General features: G+C 67.7%; 14 protein-coding genes and 5 pseudogenes. 10 read left to right on the forward strand and 9 right to left on the reverse strand.

Annotation, left to right across the window (positions count from 1 at the left end):
• Positions 1–297: 297 nt before the first annotated feature.
• Together ACFYX0_RS39085 and ACFYX0_RS39090 are read right to left on the reverse strand one after the other, a co-directional pair.
• Positions 298–657, reverse strand: a pseudogene (locus ACFYX0_RS39085) (tyrosine-type recombinase/integrase); the annotation flags it as partial.
• A gap of 5 nt (positions 658–662) precedes the next feature.
• Positions 663–1,538 (reverse strand): annotated as a pseudogene (locus ACFYX0_RS39090) (IS701 family transposase); the annotation flags it as partial.
• A gap of 170 nt (positions 1,539–1,708) precedes the next feature.
• Here ACFYX0_RS39090 and ACFYX0_RS39095 point away from each other — a divergent pair.
• From ACFYX0_RS39095 to ACFYX0_RS39115, 5 genes are all read left to right on the forward strand, one after another.
• Entirely contained in the window at positions 1,709–1,924 is a 216-nt protein-coding gene (locus ACFYX0_RS39095; protein ID WP_388978364.1) for a type II toxin-antitoxin system HicB family antitoxin, read from the forward strand.
• Positions 1,921–2,145 (forward strand): type II toxin-antitoxin system HicA family toxin, encoded by a 225-nt coding sequence (locus ACFYX0_RS39100; RefSeq protein WP_388978367.1) that lies wholly within the window; start codon positions 1,921–1,923, stop codon positions 2,143–2,145. Before ACFYX0_RS39095 ends, ACFYX0_RS39100 begins: the two co-directional genes overlap by 4 nt.
• A 153-nt stretch (positions 2,146–2,298) precedes the next feature.
• Entirely contained in the window at positions 2,299–2,697 is a 399-nt protein-coding gene (locus ACFYX0_RS39105) for a hypothetical protein (RefSeq protein WP_388978370.1), read from the forward strand.
• 1,039 nt (positions 2,698–3,736) lie between these two features.
• Positions 3,737–3,970 (forward strand): hypothetical protein, encoded by a 234-nt coding sequence (locus ACFYX0_RS39110; protein ID WP_388978372.1) that lies wholly within the window; start codon positions 3,737–3,739, stop codon positions 3,968–3,970.
• 183 nt (positions 3,971–4,153) lie between these two features.
• On the forward strand, positions 4,154–5,542 hold the full coding sequence (locus tag ACFYX0_RS39115; RefSeq protein ID WP_388978374.1) for an IS1380 family transposase: 1,389 nt from the start codon (positions 4,154–4,156) through the stop codon (positions 5,540–5,542).
• A gap of 527 nt (positions 5,543–6,069) precedes the next feature.
• Here ACFYX0_RS39115 and ACFYX0_RS39120 read toward each other — a convergent pair.
• A pseudogene (locus tag ACFYX0_RS39120) lies at positions 6,070–6,400 on the reverse strand (hypothetical protein); the annotation flags it as partial.
• 101 nt (positions 6,401–6,501) lie between these two features.
• Here ACFYX0_RS39120 and ACFYX0_RS39125 point away from each other — a divergent pair.
• Both ACFYX0_RS39125 and ACFYX0_RS39130 read left to right on the forward strand, forming a co-directional pair.
• Positions 6,502–6,967 (forward strand): annotated as a pseudogene (locus ACFYX0_RS39125) (transposase family protein); the annotation flags it as partial.
• A 125-nt stretch (positions 6,968–7,092) separates the two neighbouring features.
• Positions 7,093–7,428, forward strand: a pseudogene (locus tag ACFYX0_RS39130) (DUF4291 family protein); the annotation flags it as partial.
• Between the two features lie 288 nt (positions 7,429–7,716).
• Here ACFYX0_RS39130 and ACFYX0_RS39135 read toward each other — a convergent pair.
• On the reverse strand, positions 7,717–7,863 hold the full coding sequence (locus ACFYX0_RS39135) for a hypothetical protein (RefSeq protein ID WP_388978377.1): 147 nt from the start codon (positions 7,861–7,863) through the stop codon (positions 7,717–7,719).
• A gap of 291 nt (positions 7,864–8,154) precedes the next feature.
• Entirely contained in the window at positions 8,155–9,900 is a 1,746-nt protein-coding gene (locus tag ACFYX0_RS39140; protein ID WP_388978380.1) for a hypothetical protein, read from the reverse strand.
• A 626-nt stretch (positions 9,901–10,526) separates the two neighbouring features.
• On the opposite strand from ACFYX0_RS39140, the gene ACFYX0_RS39145 reads away from it, so the two are divergent.
• The 3 genes from ACFYX0_RS39145 (at position 10,527) to ACFYX0_RS39155 (ending at position 13,562) form a co-directional block, all read left to right on the forward strand.
• The gene (locus ACFYX0_RS39145; protein ID WP_388978383.1) at positions 10,527–11,486 is read left to right on the forward strand and encodes an SDR family NAD(P)-dependent oxidoreductase; all 960 of its coding nucleotides are present in this window, start codon (positions 10,527–10,529) and stop codon (positions 11,484–11,486) included.
• A 114-nt stretch (positions 11,487–11,600) separates the two neighbouring features.
• Complete coding sequence (locus ACFYX0_RS39150; protein WP_388978385.1) at positions 11,601–12,578, forward strand: aldo/keto reductase; 978 nt, start codon at positions 11,601–11,603, stop codon at positions 12,576–12,578.
• 45 nt (positions 12,579–12,623) lie between these two features.
• Positions 12,624–13,562 (forward strand): SDR family NAD(P)-dependent oxidoreductase, encoded by a 939-nt coding sequence (locus ACFYX0_RS39155; protein WP_388978388.1) that lies wholly within the window; start codon positions 12,624–12,626, stop codon positions 13,560–13,562.
• Between the two features lie 40 nt (positions 13,563–13,602).
• On the opposite strand, the gene ACFYX0_RS39160 is transcribed toward ACFYX0_RS39155, so the two are convergent.
• From ACFYX0_RS39160 to ACFYX0_RS39175, 4 genes are all read right to left on the reverse strand, one after another.
• A complete protein-coding gene (locus ACFYX0_RS39160; RefSeq protein ID WP_388978391.1) occupies positions 13,603–14,646 on the reverse strand; it encodes an alpha/beta fold hydrolase in 1,044 nt (347 codons plus the stop codon).
• A gap of 890 nt (positions 14,647–15,536) precedes the next feature.
• Positions 15,537–15,875: an ATP-binding protein gene (locus ACFYX0_RS39165; protein WP_388978393.1), complete on the reverse strand. Its 339-nt coding sequence runs from the start codon at positions 15,873–15,875 to the stop codon at positions 15,537–15,539.
• The gene (locus tag ACFYX0_RS39170; RefSeq protein WP_388978396.1) at positions 15,842–17,953 is read right to left on the reverse strand and encodes a SpoIIE family protein phosphatase; all 2,112 of its coding nucleotides are present in this window, start codon (positions 17,951–17,953) and stop codon (positions 15,842–15,844) included. Before ACFYX0_RS39170 ends, ACFYX0_RS39165 begins: the two co-directional genes overlap by 34 nt.
• Positions 17,954–18,428: 475 nt before the next feature.
• Positions 18,429–19,307, reverse strand: coding sequence for a helix-turn-helix transcriptional regulator (locus tag ACFYX0_RS39175; RefSeq protein WP_388978398.1), 879 nt, complete (start codon positions 19,305–19,307; stop codon positions 18,429–18,431).
• Positions 19,308–19,387 lie beyond the last annotated feature (80 nt).

Genomic DNA, 19,387 nt, shown 5'->3' on the forward strand with positions numbered 1-19,387 from the left:
AGCGGATATGACTTCGACACTCACATCCTTGCAGGTCAACGGCACCTTTCTGCTATCGGGGCGTCAGGTCGCCCAATTCCGCTGAATAGCCAGGGTTAACGAAACCGGGGTTCGCCAAGGCCGTTGACACTCACTCGCTGTCACGAGCCCGTTTGAGGAGAAGCCACTGACTGCTAACGACCGAACGGCGTCGTCACTGCTAACGGCATGCGGATTCCGGCGTTTCCGCAGGGACTACCGTCAACGAAGCCGTGGATCCTAGATCTGGGCGTCTGACGGCAGTAGTTGACGGTAACGTCAGCGGACGAGTGCCGCACGAAACGGCGGGTCGTCACCGTTGTCGGGCTCGGCGGCGGGCTGGTCGAGGTTGCTGAGGGCGTGTCCGAGGAGGTCGATGGCCTGGCGCTGGAGGCGGAGGCGGACGTATGCGTAGACCGTGGCGGTGACCCCGATGTGGGCGTGGCCCAGGAGCTCCTTGATGACGACGAGCTCGACGCCCTGCCCCAGGAGCAGTGTCGCGGTCGAGTGCCTCAGGTCGTGGAACCGGATCGGACGCAGGTCCGCGTCGCGAAGTAGTGCGTTGAAGTGTCGGGTGAGGGTGGCGGGTTCGATCGGGTGCCCGTCTGGGCGTGTGAAGACGTATCCGCTGTCCTGCCAGCCAATGCGTACATCCGCTTGCGACCGGAGCAGCCGGTGCCGGGCCGGGAGCCTTCCCGCCACTGCACCGGCCGAGCCGCCTTCCGCCCCGCCGCGATGACCAGTTCCTTCACCGACTGCGGCTTGTCGGGATACTTGGCCACCGGCGGGCGTCCCATCCCGGAGTACGGCTCGGCCACCGGCACCGCGCCGGCGGGCTGAGCCGACAGAGTGCTGGAGATTCCCACGACGTAGTTCAGGCCGCGGGCCTGCAGTCCGTGGCGGAACGCGGCAGCGTCGCCGTATCCGGCGTCCGCGACGGCCAGCGGCACCTCGACCCCCCAGGAGCGGGTCTCGTCGAGCATGTCCAGGGCCAGCTGCCACTTCTCCACATGCCCGACGTCATCCGGGATCTGGCAGGCGGCACGCCGGGCGACTTTGCCCGCATCGGCCTTCGCGGAGGCGGGATCCCATGTCTGAGGTAGGAAAAGTCGCCAGTTGACCGCCGCCGAGGCGTGGTCGGAGGCGAGGTGGAGTGAGACGCCGACCTGGCAATTGGTGACCTTGCCGGCGGTGCCGGTGTACTGCCGCGACACACACGCCGAGGCGGTCCCGTCCTTCAGGAACCCGGTGTCGTCGAAGACCAGCGCCTCCGGTGCGATCACCTCCTCCATCCGCCAGGCCAGTTTTGCCCGGATGTGGGCCGGGTCCCACGGGCTGGTGGTGATGAAATGGGCCAGCGCCTGCCGGTTCCCGTCTTCACCGAGCCGTGCGGCCATCGGCTCGACCGACTTACGCTGCCCGTCGGTAAGCAGCCCCCGCAGGTAGACCTGCCCCCAACGACGTTGGTCATCACGCGCGAACGGCTCGAACACCTCCGCGGATGGCTTGGGGTGTCGGATCCCAGCTGATGCCTGACGTTTCTGTCCCGGGTGATGCTTGACGGTGGCCGGCGTCGCCTCCCGCGCCGGGCGCCCCCGACCACGCGCCGCCGGGCGGGCGCTCACCGTTCGCGGTGGTTCGGGGCAGGAAAACCTCCGATGGCGTCGCCCGGCGTGCCAAACTTTCACCTATGACGCGCGCACTGCATCTGACCGCTGCGGTCACCCGTGAGGACGAGTGGTACGTGGCCCGCTGTCTCCAGGTCGAGGTCACCAGCCAGGGAGAGAGCATCGAAGAGGCCCTGGCCAACCTCCGCGAGGCACTGGAGCTGTATTTCGAGGACGCCCCCGCCCCCGAGATCGTCGCCGACGTGATCACCGCACCGGTCGAGGTCCGCGTCGCATGAGCCCCGCCGTCCCCCACGGCCTGTCCGGCACCCAGATCGCCAAGGCGCTCGAACGCGCCGGTTTCGGCCACATCGCGACCCGCGGCAGCCACGCCAAATACCGCAAGGACGACCGCACCGTCATCGTGCCCCTGCACCGCTCCCTCGCGCCCGGTACCCTCCGCTCCATCCTTCGCCAGGCCGACTGGACCGTGGACGACCTCACCGAGCACCTCAAATAGCCCAGAGGTCCCGACCCGGTGTCGCCCCTGACGGCAGTAGCGATGGCAACAACTACGAACAACCCCGGCTGAACCCGCACCCCAGCGGACCGTCGAACACCACTTGACCTGCGAAAACGCAGGTAGAGTGGGGGCGCCTAGCACACGTACTACGTGCTGGCGGGGGCTACGCCGGTCCTGGTTCACAATACATGTGGACCTAAGACCACGTATCGGAGTGATACGCGTGGCCCGGATGAGATCTTCAAGAATGGGTTCGAGCCGCGTGGATCAAATATGGACCTAATGGAGCACGCTTCTGGTTGGTCGACAGATTCCGGTTATGTGGCGACGACTAAACACGAGAGCATAGCCATCGGGCGCGGCGGAAACGTCTATCCCGTAGACGGGGTCGAGGGCCTCGATGTGAATGGCGAGTGGCCAGACAATCCATTTGCCGACGAACAGGAAATTGCTGTTCCGGGTCGCATTGATCCGAGCCGTATCATCGGCGTGCGGTTGCGTGACGGGACTTGGATGGACAATCCCAACTATGTTCCTCTGGGGAAGTGATGGATGTACTAAGCCTGACCGCTGCCAGCGACGATGGCCGTCGCGAGGAGATTGACCTCGAAGTTGATGACTCAGGCACGCCGAGCATCAGGCTGGTCCGCGCCAATAGGATGACTAGCGTCCATCAAGGCGGAGATCTCTTCGAGTGCCTCAAGGTTTTGCGCCGTCACCTTGAGGTGGAAGGTCTCCTCGTTTGCTGTCAAGGATCACGACCGACGGTATTTCCATCGGGGATGGGGCGTCAGATGTCAAACGGGAGGCTTGCTTATCCGTTGCGACGCGATCCGACTCTGACCGACGCGGATCTTGTGGACATATTCGCGCCAGCTAAACTTTCCGAGGTGGGTACGGTCGGAGATCAACGTCGAGCTGTAATGGAGTTCTTCGGGTTCTCAAATAAGTAGCTTGGCGGTCCCGCCGGGTTTTTTTCCGGTGGGACTGCTGTGGCGTGCTGAGGGGGTCTGACGGCAGTACCTGACGGCAACGTCAGTGGACGGGTGCTGCACAAGCGGTCGAGTCGTCGCCGTCGTCTGGCTCGGTGGTGGGCTCCTGCGGAGCCTGGACTGTGGGGTTGCGATGAGCTCGGTGAGCAGAAATTCGGACTCGGGGTCAACTCAGGTGCTATCTGACGAGGAGCGGGATCTGCTCCGATGTGGCCTCCTGGAATGGAGTGGACCGGCTCGCGGCACAGAAGAGTTCGCGGTTGCCATGGGCTTCCCGGGCCTGGACGGTCTGCTCCAGGAAGGTAAGCGAATTCGCGCAAGGCTGGCCAGCGGGGAGTCGCTTGAGCCTATTGATTGGGCGCGTGCTCTCCTGGCAACAGAAGTCGCCTTCGCAAGTGACGTCGTTGGGTCAGGTCATGACTGGTCGATAACCACAGGGTTTTCCGACGAGGAGACAGTTAGGATTCTGCGGTCGATTCAGCGGAAGCTTGCCCGTACGGTCATTCCGCTCATTGGAAATTCCCTTGGAACTCGCCTAGGGAACCAGTGGGGATGAGTTATCGCGCCTCTGGAAGGCGCCTCGCCATGAGTTTCTGATGGTGTTCAAATTGTCGAGCGGAAAGCCGGGCGGGACCCCCGCCGAACTCTTCGACGACGCCGTCAAGGAAGGCCAGGGCGGTTACTGGTACACCACGCAGAGGGAAATGGCGTTCCTGGAGCGGGCCTACCGCTTGGGCAACCTGCCCCGAAGCAGGCTCACCTTCTACCTGGGAGGAAAAGACGTCACCGGTGAAGTCTTTTCGGAATCTGAATACCTAGGAGGTTCTTGAAATGCCTCTCGCCCGATGGGAGCGCAGATTTCGAGTGTGGCACTACTCGGTGAGCTATCAGCCTCGATCCACCGCGTGACCACCGGTCGGCATGAGGGCCGGGAACGAAGAAGTGCCCTGTGACCTGCGATGATGAGAGTTCTCTACGCTCACATCAGGCACGATCAGCAAGGCACTTCGTAAGTGAAATCTTCCCATACCCCGGCGCGGGTGTTCGCCGCGTTCGACGAGCCGAATCTCATCGCGCATGCCGGGCTGGTCCCGGTCGTCCGGCTGGCCGAGCGGTGTGGCCTGCCGGTCCTGGTGGCCGAGAAGGTCAAGCTGGACGGAGTGAAGAACGGGGCCGGTACGGCGGCGGACGCGAAGGTGATGAGCGTCCTGGGCGGCATGGTGGCCGGTGCCGACTCCATCGACGACCTGGACGTGCTGCGCCACGGCGGGCTGCCGAAGCTGTTCGGCGGGGTGCGGGCCCCGTCCACACTGGGCACTTTCCTGCGGGCCTTCAGCTGGGGACACATCCGTCAACTCGAGTCCGCGATGCGCGCGTTCACCTGCAACCTCGCCGCCCACACCGGCCTGGTGCCCACGGATGACGAGGTGGTGTTCGTGGACATCGACTCCAAGGTCAAGCAGGTCTACGGCCCGGCCAAGCAGGCCGCATCCTTCGGCTACACGAAGGTCCGCGGCCTCCACTTCCAGATCGTCACCGTCAAGACCACCACGTGTGCCCCGGTGATCGTCGCCACGCGGCTGCGCAAGGGATCGGCAGGCTCGGGCAAAGGCGCCGCCAGCCTTCTGCGCGAGGCCCTGGCCACGGTGCGGGCCATGGGCATCACCGCACAGATCGTCGTGCGCGCGGACTCCGCCTACTTCTCCCACAAAGTCGTCACCGCCTGCCGGAAGGCCGGGGCACGTTTCTCCCTGGCCGTCGCGGTCACCCGGACGATCCGCGCGGCCATCGAGACCATCCGGGCCGATGCCTGGACGCCGATCAAGTACACCGACGCGATCTGGGACGAGGAGGACGAACGCTGGATCTCCGACGCCGAGATCGCCGAGATACCGTTCACCGCGTTCACCAGCAAGAAGAAGACCTTCCACACCACCGCCCGGCTCATCGTCCGCCGCGTGAAGCGGCTGAACCCGAAGACGGTGCCGACCGGACAGAGCGAACTGTTCGCGGTCTGGCGCCACCATGTCATCTTCACCGACAGCCCGTTCGTCCTCACCGACGCCGAGCCCATGCACCGCGACCACGCCGCGGTGGAACAGGTCTTCGCCGACCTGGAGGACTCCGCCCTGGCCCACCTGCCCTCGGGGAAATTCACCGCGAACGCCGCCTGGCTCACCCTGGCCGCAGCCGCCTACAACCTCACCCGCGCGGCCGGCCACCTCGCCTCCGTCTTCCACGCACGAGCCCGGACCGGCACAATCCGCCGCCACCTCATCGCCGGCCCGGCCCGCATCGCCCGCCCAGGACGACGCCCGGTACTGCATCTTCCCCAACGTTGGCACTGGGCCGACGACTTCACCGACCTGTGGACGGCCACCGGACAGCGCATGCAGACCTGACCCGCCACACCCGCTGCCCGTCCACGATCTGGAAGACCTCGGAGAACCCGCCACCGGAACGGCCATCCGGCAACCCGCCCTGCCCAACACCGGAAATCCACCCCGAAACCGATCACACCGCGTGATCAGAATTCACGCGGTGGATCGAGGATCAGCGACTGCTGCTGCGCAGCCTCACCGAGCATTCCCCGACTCGAGTGGACGTTCTCTTCTCAAACGTCAACTTCATTCATATGCCCATGAACTTTGAGCGGTTCGAGGTGCACGAGGACGAGCAGTTCACCATGGCGGGGGTGGAGATCGAGAGCCCGCGAGGCACATGGTTCATCGTGAACGACGGTGTTGGCTATATCCATGCGACACACTGCCAATGGCACGAAGACGAGGGTAATTCCATGACGCCGTCTCGCTTTGGGCCGTTCAGGCCGACGGACTAAGATTCACCAGGACGAGCAGGCTCCTGTGCCGTTGAGAGAGAGTCGGAATCTCGCTCGTCGGCACAGGAGCCTTCGTGCTGAATGCCGGGCTCAGTGTGGGAAGGCCCGGGGTGGTCTCTGCCGGGGCAGCTCGTCGCGGAAGCTGGAGATGGCCGAGCTGATCTGGCGCATCAAGACCGTGCCCTCCAGCCGGTCGAGGTGGAGGTTCGCGCGGGCCAGGACGGGCAGGTCGACGCAGAAGTACAGCGTCGTCAGCGGATTGACGAACAGTTCGCTGCCTCGGGTGCGCTCGGTGAACCGTACGTCGTCGAACTCCCCCCCGCACGGCGGCAGCGACGGACCCGATGTCGGTCCCGCCGTCCACCAGTACGACCGCATCTGCCCCGCCCAGATGCTCCAGCAGCGCCCGGTAGGCGGCACGGGGTCTGTCAAACGGACGGGTCTGTTCCGTAGTCGGTGGTGACGGTGAGTGCCCGCCTGTGATCATTGAGCGTGCATGATGCGAACGCGCTTATAGGAACGGTGTTTTCGGGGTTGTCGGCGTTGGTCATTGAGGAAGTGGCGGACGGTGGCGAGATAGTCCGGGTTACGGCTCGGACCCGGGATGTTCCCGTTCCCTGCCCGGTGTGCGGGGTCGTGACGGGGAGGGTCCACGGATATCACGGCCGGACGGTGCGGGATGTGCCGGTCGACGGCCGGCAGGTCGTGGTCCGGGTGAGGATACGACGGCTGGTCTGTCCGGTCCTGGGCTGCAGGCGGCAGACCTTCCGAGAGCAGGTTCCCGGGCCTCTTGAGCGCCATCAGCGCCGCACCACACGTCTGACCGGTCAGCTCGCCGAAGCTGGTCAAGGAGTTATGCGGCCGGGCGTCCGCCCGACTCGCCCGATCGCTGGCCGTGCCCTTGTCGTACGCCTCCGCCCTGCGGCTGCTGCGGCGGGTGCCCGTGCCGGCGGTGCGGATCCCGGGGGTGATCGGGGTCGACGACTTTCAGGGCCGCGTGCTCGCCGCATCGGCGTCGACCGCGCGCGTGGTGCCTTCGTCTGCTCTACGAGGAGGCAGGCGGCGTCCGTCGCGAGAAACCGAACTCTCTTCGAAAAGGACCGGACACTGCGCATGGGGTGCACCAGAAAGGACTGTGAACAAGGCTTGACATGGATCAAGCCGTCATTCCTGTGGATGATGTACCGCTGTGGGTGGGGCATCAAAGAAGGACAGGAGACCGTCCTCGCCGTCGAGATCTCCCGTGAAGGCCTAGAGTGGGCACTGAAACACGCCTGCCTGTCCCACTACGAACATGGGCTCCACACAGACCGCGCCACGTGGAAGCGTCAATTGAAGCGGGCTCCGGCCCGGGTGTAATGGGACCCCGAACGCGACCTGTACCTTCAGCCGCTTGCCCACCGGTCGGCTCAGCTCGGCCTCGCCGACGAAACCGCACGCCTCTACGCCGGCAGCTCGGGCAGGACCGGGTGAAGTTCGCCTCGGAAGGCCGAGCCCGCCTCGCCGCTCTGCCGGTGCCGCTGCCGCGCCAGGTTCTGCGTCGGCTCCGTTTGCTGGTCCAGCCCGACACCGATATCGGCGGCCGACAGGGGCTCTTGTGGGGGTAGGTCCACTTGCCGGCGATCAGCTCTCGGTGCCGGCGCAGCAGCGTCACTGGGGTGCCGAAGAAGCTGCTCCAGCTCTGACTGAGCACCATGCGCGGCAGGGCCGCCAGCAGGACCCGGTCAGTCGGTTCCACTACCTTTTGTCGAGCTGGCGTTGGAGCATACCGAGCTGGTGCCGCAGCACCAGCAGTTCGACGTCCTTGGCAGCGTTGCCCTGCAGCCGCAGGCCCGCCAGCTCCAGCGACCTACGCGTCAGCAGATGGATCCATGACCACCGCATGGATCTCGATCATGCCCCGGCCCATCACCGCCCCGCAGCGAAACGTCCTGATCAGGGGCTCGAACTGGGGTTTTCACGCGGGACAGGCGGCGCGGCGCGGCGCAGACACCGCCGCAGCCGGGAGCGGCGTGGCCGGTGCGCGCTCGGCAGGAGCTGACGGGGGAGTGGGCGCCGGAGGGCGGCCCCGTCTCCGTCTCGCTTTCCGTCTCCGGCTCGGCGAAGATCAGCCGTCACAGCCCACGGCCTCGTCCATGGCATTCCCGGGGCCATCGTGCTGGGGAGCCGGCGTGACTACTCCCTCGGGTGTAGAGGACGTTGGGTGTAGCGGAGTGCTGGGTGCAGGGAAGCACCGTCAGGAGCAGTGCGGCCGGGGGACGCGAGGGTCGGCGTGGCTGTCGGGGAGCCGTAGCGGTGGCCTTGAGGCTGCTGTGTTGCTGGGGACGGGGAGGCGGAGGCGCTGGTCGGCGCGGTGGCCTGGTTGGTGGCGGTCGGACCTGCGCCCCTGCCGGCCGACGGGGTGCTCGGTGACGCAGAGGGTGTGCTCGGCGACGTGGGCGCGGAGGTGCCGGTCGAGGGAGGCGTCCGGCCGAGCGCTGTCAACACAGCGCCGGTGACCACTCCGTCCGCGTTCGTGGTGAGGACGATGGGGTCGGCGGCGCCGAGCAGATGATCGCAGCCCAGGTTCGTGAACGTCTGGTTGGCCCGTGCCGCGAGGAAACCGAAGAGGTTCGGCGCCATGGCCGGGTCCGGCGAGGGCGCCTTCTCGAAGAGCGGCTTGTCCTTGAAGACGCGCTGGATGCCGGCCGGATCGCTGAAGAGGGTGGTGCAGAAGCCCGCTCCGTCACCGTCGGCGCCGGCACCGACCGCGGGCATGTCGGCTCCGGTGCGGTACGCGTTGGTCTTCGCGACGCTGCTACGGCCGTCGACGAGCGTCATCGGGTCGTTCCGCGGGACGAGCGCGATCGGCGCTTTCTGGCGTGCCGCGGCGGACAGTTCGTCCAGCGCTAGGGCGGACGTGGCACGGCCGTCGCCGGACTGGTCGGGCGCGGTGAAGGGCTTGCAGCCAAGGGCAGGGTCTATGAACTGTGTCAGCAACAGGTTGTCGCTGCCGTTGGCCAGATCCTTGGGGGCGCGGGTGGTCGCCGACCTGGCCCCGCCGTTGTGCCGGTGGTGTCGGTCGCCGCGGTTGGTCAGCCGGGCGGCATCCTTGAGTGCGGCCCTGCTCGCGGCGTTGTTCTGGGCGATACGGCCGTGCGCGTCGGCGAGGTAGTGGGTCACCACGTTGTCGCTTCCGTCCTGGTCCACGACGGAGAAGTCCCGCGTGGTCGGGCAGGGTAGGCCGTCCTTGGCTCTCCCGAGTGCCGGAATCCTGAGGTGCCCCTTGGCGATCTGGGCGTTGGCGGCCCGGAAGAAGGCCGGAGCATTGCAGTACGCGAACTGGCCGAAGATCGATCCCGGTAGGCCGTTGACACACTGGCCCCGGGCCGGACCGTCCCGACGGCCGCTTGCCCGCAAGGTCAGCTCGGCACTGTTGAAACCGAACCAGATACCCACGGTCGAGCCGCGCGGCACCGAGGGCCGGGCGGTGGGCGCGGCCGGCTTCGTCCCCTTGTCGATCACCAACGGGTTGTAGAGGGTCAGCTTGCCGTTCGGGGTGACGATCGCGGCTTCCACGAATGCCGACTGGTCGGGGTTGGCCTCGTGGCAGGGTCCCAGCGTCGGGTCGGTCGGGACGAGTCTGTACGGCGTGGCCAGGCCGCGGGCGCTGAGCGGATTGTCCGGCACCAGCAGCGTGCAGTTGGGGTCGGGTTTTCGGGCCGCCGCGTCGGGCTGCGCGGCGGTTGCCTGGTTCCGTTGCGGGCGGTGCTGGGCACGGACTTCCGCCGCGAACACCGACCCCGCGACGACGGCGAGAATCACGGGGCCGCCGATCAGCGCGAGTGACACCTTCGACAGCTTCCGGTGCCGGGCGTGCTCCCGCCGCGCAGTACGCGACGACTGTGTCAGGTCCTTGCGGGCCACTGCGGTGCTCCTCACTGTGCGTCCTTCCGTGGGGAGTGGCCCACGGTCGCGCGGGCGCACGACGGTCATGACAGTGCGGACCCTTCTGGGCGTGGCGGAGAACGAGCAACCGGATCGCCCCGCACGACGGATCCCATCGCGGTACGTGCCGTGCTCACGGTCGGTTCAACGGCCGCGCCGGTCATTGCCGAACCTTGACCGAGCGGGAGGCTGAATCCCTGGTCGCCGCACGCTGAAGAGAGGTCAGCCGGATCGGCTCGGGGCGGACCGCGAAGGGGGCATCGTGCCGGGGAGCCGTCGTGACTGCTCTGCCGGGTGCAGGGGAGGAAAGTGGTGCGGTGATGCCGCCAGGTCGGTAACGGAGCACATCGCGAACCGGAGGGTGCTCGCTGTCCGGGAAGGGGTCCGGGCTGAAGCGCATGAGCCTGTTCCGGGTCTCCTCGCATCCGTTCGACGCACACCCCTTTGCGCCCGGTCACTCCCGACTCCCCTCCCGTCGCCCTTGCAAGCGGAACTGGCTCCGGTTAGTCTCGAACACGCACCGGAACCAGTTCCGGATACGAGGGCATGGCGCCCCCTGGCTCCACACCACCGGCCGGATGCGCGCCGCCCGATTCCCCAAGTATTTCTGGAAGAGCTTCATGACCAATGACCTCATCACGACTCCGTTCGGCGCGCAGACGACCGCCGCCGAGATTCTGGCCGGCATCGACCTGAGTGGCCGGCGGGCCGTCGTCACCGGGGGCGCTTCCGGTATCGGGCGGGAGACCGCGCGCATCCTCGCCGCCGCCGGCGCCGAGGTGACCATCGGCGTGCGCGACCTGGCCGCGGGTGCGGTGGCGGCGGAGGAGATCGCGCCGGCCAGCGGCCCCGGAGCGGTGCGCGCCGCGCTGCTCGACCTCGCCGACCAGACCTCGGTGCGCGCCTTCGTGCAGGCATGGGGGGGACCCCTGCACATCCTCGTCCTCAACGCCGGCGTGATGGCCTCGCCGCTTCAGCGGACGAAGGAGGGCTGGGAAATGCAGTTCGCCACCAATCACCTCGGCCACTTCGCCCTCGCCACCGGCCTGCATAGCGCCCTGACAGCAGCCCACGGCGCACGCGTGGTCGCCGTCAGCTCGGTCGGCCACGTCAACGGCGACGTACTCTTCGACGACATCAACTTCGAACAGCGCCCCTATGACCCGTGGGCGGCCTACAGCCAGTCCAAGACCGCCAACGTCCTGTTCGCGGTCGAGGCGGGCCGCCGCTGGGCGTCCGACCTGATCGCCGTCAACGCCCTCAACCCGGGCCGCATCACCAGCACCCGGCTCGGCCGCCACATCGGGGACATCTCGAACAGCCCGACCTCGTTCGACCCCACCAGCACCGACGTGTCCTGGAAGAACATCGAGCAGGGCGCCGCTACCTCGGTGCTGCTCGCCGCCTCCCCGCTGGCCGAGGGCGTGACCGGCCGGTACTTCGAGGACTGCAACGAGGCCGGCCCGCACCGCCCCGGTGTGCGCCGGGGAGTGGCCGCCCACGCCGTGAGCCCTCAGAGCGCGGGCCGCCTGTGGCAGACCTGCCTTGACATGCTCGCGGCCGCCGCGACGACCGTCTGAGGACACACCACCCGCGCACCACTCACCACCGGACCGCCAAGCCCGGCACGTCGTCCTTTTCCACCCGGAGGCGCCATCGGCACGCCTCACCCATCCCCGAAGGGCTAATCCACCGTGGATTACATCAAGCTCGGAAACACCGGCCTCGACATCTCACCGATCTGCCTCGGCACGATGAGCATCGGAGAGCCCGACCGCGGCTACCCCGCCTGGACACTGTCCGAGGAGGACAGCCGGCCGCTGATCAAGGCGGCAGCGGAGGCCGGAATCAACTTCTTCGACACCGCCAACGGCTACTCGGACGGCTCGAGCGAGGAGATCCTCGGCCGAGCGCTGCGCGACTTCACCGCCCGCGAGGACGTGGTGATCGCCACGAAGCTCTACCACCCGATGCGGCCCGGGCATCCGAACTCCGGCGGCCTCTCACGCAAAGCGATCATGACCGAGATCGACGCGAGCCTCACTCGCCTCGGCACCGACTACATCGACCTCTGGCAGATCCACCGCTTCGACGAGACGACCCCGCTCGAGGAGACCCTGGAGGCGCTCCACGACGTCGTCAAGTCGGGCAAGGTTCGCTACATCGGCGCGTCCTCCATGCACGCCTGGCAGTTCGCCAAAGCCCTGCACCTGCAGCAACTGCATGGCTGGACCCGGTTCGTGTCGATGCAGAACCACTACAGCCTGCTCAACCGCGAGGAAGAGCGGGAGATGCTGCCGCTGTGCGCCGACGAGAAGATAGGCACCATTCCGTGGAGCCCGCTGGCACGCGGCAAACTCACCCGCGACTGGGACGAGACCACGCACCGCTCGAGCGTCGACGCTTTCGGCAAGACCCTCTACCGGCAGGAAGAGAGCGAGAAGGCGATCGTCCAGGAAGTCGCCGCCGTCGCCGCCGAGCGCGACATCTCCCGAGCCCAGGTGGCACTGGCGTGGGTCTCCCACAACCCCGTGGTCTCGGCGCCGATCGTCGGCGTCACAAAGCCGCACCACCTCGAGGACGCGATCGCCTCACTCGAGGTGCGCCTCACCGATGACGAGGTGGCACGCCTCGAAGCCCCCTACGCGCCACAGCCGCCGGCCGGCTTCTGATCCTCAGATCCCTATTTCACTCCTTTATCTCGTTCAGGAAGAGACATGCAGCAAGAACGCATCACCAGTCCGTTCAACGCGACCTCGACCGCAGCCGAGGTCGTCGACGGGATCGACCTCCACGACAAGCAGATGATCGTCACCGGTGGGTCGTCTGGCATCGGGATCGAGACCGCGCGCGCACTGGCTACGGCAGGTGCCTCCGTCACGATCGCTGTCCGCAACACGGAGGCCGGACGCAGCGTGGCTGACAAGATCAACGCCGGCCTCGACTCCCCACGGGTCACGGTCGCACACCTCGACCTCGCGGACCTTTCGTCGGTGCGGCGTTTCGCAACCGGGTGGGGCAAGATGCCCGTGCACGTTCTGATCGACAACGCTGGCATCATGGCGACCCCGCTCACGCGCGCCGCATCCGGCTGGGAGTCGCAGTTCGCCACCAACCACCTCGGCCACTTCGCCCTCGCCAACCTCCTCCACGACGCCCTGGCGGGCGCGAGCGGCGCCCGGATCGTCTCGGTCAGCTCGCGCGGCCACCTGCGCTCGCCCGTCGTGTTCGATGACATCAACTTCACCGAGCGCGCATACGACCCGTGGCTCGCCTACGGGCAGTCCAAGACCGCCAATGTGCTCTTCGCCGTCGAGGCGAACCGGCGCTGGGCCGACGACGGGATCACCGCGAACGCCCTGCATCCCGGCGGGATCTGGACCAATCTGGTCCGCTACCTGTCCGAGGATGTGCGCGAGAGCCTCCGCACGGATCCGACGGCTGAATACAAGACTGCGGAACAAGGAGCCGCGACGTCGGTGTTCGTGGCGACGTCGCCCTTGCTCGACGGTATCGGCGGGCGTTACTTCGAGGATTGCAGCCAGGCCCTGCCCCACACTGGCGGCACGGAGCGTGTCGGCGTCGCCGACTATGCCCTCGACTCGGAGTCGGCACACCGCCTCTGGGACATCTCGGCGCACGCCATCAGCCACTGAGCATGCCATCGGCAGCTTGAGGTGCTTGGCCCGTGCGATGTCACATGCGGTCTGCTTCCAGGACCGCCCGGGTGAACGCCTCGGGTGCCTCCTGCGGAACGTTGTGGCCGACACCCTTCAGCGTGCGGTGGAGGTACGGGCCGGTGAACTTGCTGCGGTAGGCCGCACCGTTGCCAGGCGGGGTGAAGGGGTCCAGCGCACCGTCGAGTGTGACGGTGGGCACGTGGATGGGCGGGCCTTCGGCGAGCCTCGCCTCGAGGTCCTCGTAGCGCGAAGCACCCGGGGCGAGCCCCAGCCGCCAGCGGTAATTGTGGATGACGATGCGGACATAGTCCGCGTTGTCGAACGCCTGGGCGGTGCGGTTGAAGGTGGCGTCGCTGAAGTGCCAGGTCGGCGAGACGTTGTGCCAGATGAGCTTGGCGAAGTCGCGCCGGTACTTTGCAAGCCCCAGCTCGCCCCGCTCGATGGAGAAGTAGTACTGGTACCACCACGCCCACTCGTCCGCCGGGGGCAGCGGCAGGCGCTGCTGCTTCCGGTCGGTTATGAGATAGCCGCTTACGGAGACCAGGGCTTTGCAGCGTTGTGGCCACAGTGCGGCGATGATGTCGGCGGTGCGAGATCCCCAGTCGAAGCCGCCGAGGACGGCACGGTCGATCCGTAGGGCGTCCATCAGCGCGATGATGTCCCGAGCGAACACGACCTGCTCGGCGTTTCGGAACGTCTTGCCGGACAGGAAGGTGGTCGTCCCATAACCGCGCAGGTAGGGGACGATGACGCGGTAGCCGCGCGTGGCCAGCAGTGGTGCCACCTCGACATAGCTGTGGATGTCGTACGGCCAGCCGTGCAGCAGGATCACCGCGGGACCGCGGGCGGGACCCGCCTCGGCGTAGCCGATGTTCAACTCACCAGCGCGGATCTGCTTCAGCGCAGCGAAGGACAGGGTCCGTCGCGCCTTGTCGGGCCCGGCCGCTTCCCCGCCCGCTGGGGCAGCCGCCGGGGCGGCGAAGAGGCCGAGCATGCTCGCCAGTGAGGCGGTCGCCGTGCTCGCGCCGAAGGCCTTGCCGAAAGTCCGCCTGTTCATCACCGAGAACCGTCCTGTCGTGTCCGCTGGTCCGGGGGAGAGGCTGGCGCACCGATGCGAGGAGCACCGCCTCGCATCGCCCCCGGGAGCCGCGGTACTGGCGGGTCTTGCCGGCGGCGCCGTGCGCGGAACGAGAGCTGGGCCCGCGCCTGCCGGTCCGGCAGGCCCCCGAGACGAATGTCACCAAACCGCTGACAAGCCGCCCCTCAACCGCGTCCGAACGGGGGACGGCACGGGCTGTTTCCCCGCATGCCCCGGAACACTCGTCGGCCGGACCGGCGGCGACTCGATCTCCCATGGCCTCTGGATCTGGCAATCGCAGGCGAACATCCTCCGCACTGACAGGGCCGCCCACCGCCCGCTGCCCGACGACAGTGAATTCGCCCCGGCCATTGCCGACCTAGCCCTATCCCAGCAGGACGCCGTCTGGGACCGCACTCAGGCCGGGTGGGTTCGTAACCGAGAGCTTGACACCGCTAGTCGTCGAGTTCGAGGTGCACTTGTTGATCACAGAGCCGGAAAAGTCAGCGACAACTGCCACCGGTGAGGGACTGTAGGTGTCGCTGGGGTGGGGTTCGTCGCCACGCCGGACGGCCCTCGCGGAAGGGGCCCGTCACATCGGGAGGGAAAGTCGATGAAGCGTTCCATCCACGTCCGCAACGCGTCCACCGGGGGGCAGAGAAGCCACGAGGTCGGGCCCGCCTTGCACAGGAGCCGCGCTTCGTGCCGGTGCCGGTACGTCGCCTCGATCACCAGCTCCTGGGAGGGGAACTGGCGGTAGAGCGGGCCAATACCGACGTCGGCTTCGCGGGCTACCGTGTCGGGAGCTTCTTCGCGAGCGCCGGACTCAGGGCGTGTGTCGGGGAACGTCATGTACCAACGGCCCCATAGCTTCACTGCGGGACTGGTCGGGTGACACTGACGGGCATCCCGGAATGGCTGTCAGGCTGCGGCTGGAGGACTTGTTCGGTCCAGACGGTCTTGCCGTCGGTGCTGTAGCGAGTGCCCCAGCGCTGGGCGAGTCGCGAGCAGATGAACAGGCCGCGTCCGCCTTCGTCCACGGTGCGCGCATGGCGCAGGTGCGGTGCCGAGGCGCTGCTGTCGTGGACCTCGCAGGTGAGGGTGCAGTCCTTGATGATCCGCAGGAGTAGGGGCGGGGCCCCGTACCGGACGGCGTTTGTGACCAGTTCGCTGACGATCACTTCGGTGGCGTAAGCGGTCTCGTCGTCCACCTCCCATGCGCTGAGCTGCTGTTGGGCATGTGTGCGCGCCGTCCCGGCCGCCGACGGGTGGTGGTCGAGATGCCAGGTACCGACGTGGTCGGCGGCCAGGCCGTGGGTGCGCGCGAGGAGGAGGACGGAGTCGCCCGGGCCGGCATCGTCATGGAGCTGGCAGACGACGTCATCGCACACCTCCCGCAGGGACCGGTGAGGGTTGGTGAGCACCTCCCTGAGTGGGCCCGGGTCGCCGGGGAGAACGGCGCGGGAGCCGGGCAGCAGGGAGTTGGTGTAGAAGGACATGACACTGCCCTCGGCCACGGGATGGTGGCCTGGGCGAAAGGCGGTCCCTCGGCCCTCCCCAGGGGTGGCCCGCCGGGCAGGTCGGGGACCTCGGTGGTGTCGTCGGGGTGCGTGATTATCGGCGCGGGGTGTCCGGCCCGGGCGATGGTGCAGGTGCGGGAGAGGGGATCGTAGACCGCATAGACGCACGTTGCGGTGAGCGTCTGTTGACGCAAGGGGTCGCCGGTGGGCAAGGCGGCCCGTTCCTGGGCCAGACGGGTGGCGGTGTCGTTGAGGGAGGCGAGGAGCTCGTCGGGTTCCAGGTCGAGGGCGGTCAGGACGTGCAGGGCAGTGCGCAGCTGACCTGTGGCGATTGCCGTATAGATGCCCTCTCCGGCTACTTCGCAGACCACCAGCGCAACGCGGGCGCCTGGGAGGGCCAGGGCGTCCCAGCAACCGCCTGCCCCCCGGTCACCCGGCAGGAACAGGTGGGCGGTTTCAACTGCGGTCTGCGGGGGATGGCTCGGAGCCAGTAGATGGCGCTGAACGGTGGTGGCGATGGTGTGTTCACGGGTATAGCGGCGTGCGTTGTCGAGGCTCAAGGCGGTGTGGGCGGCCACTTCCGAGGCGAGGGCGACCTCCATTTCATCGAAGGAGCCTGCCTGCTCGGTCCGGTACAGGCTCAGCAGCCCGAGCACCGTGCCGCGCAGCGTCAAGGGCACGACCAGGAGTGTGCGGGACCCGAAGTCGCGGATCGCTTCAGCACGCGCGGGGTCGACCGCCAGCCAGGGCGTGTTCACGTCCAGGGTCACGACGCGCGGCTTGAGGTCCGCCAGGGCTTGGCTGAAAGGGGTCGGGAACGGCAAGGCGCGCACATCCCCCACGGGATACGCCTGCCTGTACTGCCCTGAGCCGCTGTGCCGAAGCGCTCCACGGCGCAAAGGGACGCTGCGGTCCGGCGGGCCCAGCGGAGGCTCCTCGCCGCGTGCCACGCTGTCCACCACTTCCACCACAGCGACGTCGGCGAAGCCCGGCACCAAAGCCTCGGCCACATCCTGACACGTGACCACCACGTCCAACGACTGCCCCACCCGCTTGCGCACCGAATCCAGGACAACCAAGCGAGCCCGCGCTTTCTCCCGCTCGCCGACATCGATCACCGCCACGGCCACACCCAGAACGGTCCCGTGCCTGTCCTGAAGGCGGAACGCCGAGAGCCCCACCTTGCGCTCGCCGGCAGAGGCATCCGCAGGGCGCACACGCAACTCGCGCTCGGGAGCGGACACGCCGCTGTCCAGCACCTCCCGCAGCATCGTTTCCACCTCGCCGGAGGAGGCGAATCCGTACCCATCGGCGAGGCGGCGCCCGAGGAGGTGTTCGGTGTCCGTGCCGCACAGCGTCTGTGCGGTCTTGTTGGCCGACACGATGCGAAACTCCGTGTCGAGAACGACGAGGCCTACCGGGGCTCGCATGACCAAAGCCTGCAGCACCACGGTGCCGACCTCGGGCGTAAGCGCTTCTTGCGCCGGCGCCGGAAAGACAGCCCAGTCCACAACCCCGTCGCGCCGCAGGAGCGGCCGAACCCGCAGGTCGCCGGCGGCCACGCGGCCGCCGGCGTCGTAGAGCACCACCTCATCGGGCGCCGGCTCCGGCGCCGGGGCAGCCGCATTTGCAGGCCGGGTCAGCAACGGCGCGACCGACCGCCCGACCACCTGATCCGCCGCACGCCCCAGCAGCGTCTCCGCCTGGCTGCTCCAGCGCAGTACCACACCCGCCCCGTCGACGATCATCAGCGGAACAACGCCTGCCATGACAACCACCTCCCACCTCCCACCTCCCAGCCTGCCCCCGTCTGCGGGGGCACGCCTCGGCAAGACCGCAGACTCTGGGTGACAAGTCGAGGTCATGAGCAAGGCCGCTGTCACTGGCTCGACTGGGAGCCGACGAGCCCGGAGCCGGTACAAACGCTCCTCGCCACAGCCGCCGCCTTGCTGTGTCTGCTGCCGTGACTCTCGAGCCCGCCGTACGGGAGAGCTGACGGAGCGCGACCGAGGCCCTGCACCGAGAGAAGCGGTTGATCACGAGTCCAGATTGCGAAGCGACGGAAGGCAGCGTCGAGACCCGGCAGGAGCGGATGCTGCGACGAGGTCTGCGCAATACGTCCGTCCCGAGGTGCTGGTCCAGCCGTGAGGTCGGACGACCGTGCCGTTACGGCCTGCTGCGTTAGTGGATTGCTGGCTGGCCGGACCCTCGTCGGGAGCCGCAGGGGGCGTCCGGTGTCGTATCTCAGCTGCGCGGCGGAACCTGGGAGTGGCCGGACTGGTGCGCGGGGCTGCTCCAGCTGGCGAGCAGCTTCAGGCGGTCTGCGGACGGGGAGCCGGGTTCGGCGGTGTAGATGCCGAGGGTCTGGTCGAGATCGTCGGTGGCGGTGAAGGTTTCGTAGCCCAGAACGAGGTCGCCGACGAGGGCGTGGTGGTAGTGCTTGGTGCCGTGGGTGCGCTGGAAGACGTCGTGGTCGGCCCACCAGTGGCGGAAGTCGGGGTCGCGGAGGGAGAGTTCGCCGACGAGCTCGGCCAGGGCGGGATCGTGGGGGTGGCGTCCGGCGTACAGGCGCAGGGAGGCGACCGTTCCGCGGGCGGCTTCCTCCCAGTCGGCGTGCAGCGTGCGCACCTGGTCGTCGAGGAAGATGAGCCGGGCCATGTTTCGGCGGTGTGCGGGCAGTGCCTCGAAGTCGGTGTAGAGGGCCCGGGCGAGGTGGTTGCCGGCCAGCACGTCCAGGCGCCGTCCCAGCACCAGGACCGGGACATCGGTGAGAGTGTCCACCAGCAGTCGCAGGCCCGCGCGGACGCGTTGCGGCGGCAGCGGGCGCGGCCGGGAACGGGACGGGCGCGCGATCCGGAACAGATGTGTGCGCTCGAGATCGCTCAGCCGGAGGGCGCGCGCGAGGGCATTCAGGACGGCCTCCGAGACGCCGGCGTGGCGCCCGCGCTCGAGACGGATGTAGTAGTCCACGCTGACGCCGGCGAGCTGGGCGACCTCCTCGCGCCGTAGGCCGGGCACCCGCCGGGTGCCGGGATGCGGCGGCAGGCCCGCCTCCTCGGGAGTGATCTTCGCACGGCGCGAGCGCAGGAACTCCTGCAGCTCCGCATTCGGCTCCTGACTCATGCGACCAGGGTAAAGTCGGCCGGCCCCGACGCGTAGCCGCGAGGGGGGCCCTCCTGGACCCCCGGTCGAAGCAGGCCTCT

Source organism: Streptomyces sp. NPDC002573 (genome assembly GCF_042889625.1).
Taxonomy (GTDB): domain Bacteria; phylum Actinomycetota; class Actinomycetes; order Streptomycetales; family Streptomycetaceae; genus Streptomyces; species Streptomyces gibsoniae.